The organism is Enterobacter cloacae complex sp. SYL003 (assembly GCF_049236925.1).
Taxonomy (GTDB): Bacteria; Pseudomonadota; Gammaproteobacteria; order Enterobacterales; family Enterobacteriaceae; genus Enterobacter; species Enterobacter intestinihominis.
Window position 1 is genome coordinate 1 of the sequence record NZ_JBMKJK010000070.1, and the last position, 619, is coordinate 619.

The 619-nt window shown below is 62.0% G+C and carries 1 protein-coding gene; it reads right to left on the reverse strand.

Going from position 1 to position 619, the window contains the following annotated elements:
* The coding region (locus ACOT1A_RS24615; protein ID WP_204902359.1) for a hypothetical protein at positions 1-334 on the reverse strand (334 nt) is incomplete at its 3' end.
* Positions 335-619: the final 285 nt, after the last annotated feature.

Sequence of the window (619 nt, forward strand, 5' to 3'; positions counted from 1 at the left end):
GCCTGGTAAGCAGAGTTTTTGAAATGTAAGGCCTTTGAATAAGACAAAAGGCTGCCTCATCGCTAACTTTGCAACAGTGCCGCGCGACGAGCAGCAGCACCAGGAGCAGAAGCACGTCGAGAAAAAGCAACAGCAGATCGAGCAGCGCCCACGGCGGGCCGCTCGCATCGGATAAGTCGAAAAATCCGGCTAAAGTGGCCGAGCTGCACATCAGGCCGCGCGGTTTTCCTCCCTGATCGCCGGCGCGGTTTCTTCCTCCCTGAACCGCATGCAGACTTGCCGCCTCGGACACCCCGAGGCGGTTTTTTTTCGCCTCGCTCGAGCATCGCCGCATCCGACGATGCCGAGACGACCAGGCCGCGCACGTCGAGCTGCAGCATCGCCATTGCCGACGATGGCACCAGGTCGCCGGCGGTGGCCACCGACCTCGAGCTCGCATCGCCACATCCGACGATGCGCGCCGGCGTCGACCATCGCCAGGTCTGACGATGGCGGCCGCCCTGCCCTGGATCTCGCATCGCCATTTCTGGCGATGAGATCCACGGAGCGGCCATTTAGACCCGCCAATAACGACCCGGCCAAGATAAATCGCATGACGGCCTTTTTGGCCGGGGGTAGC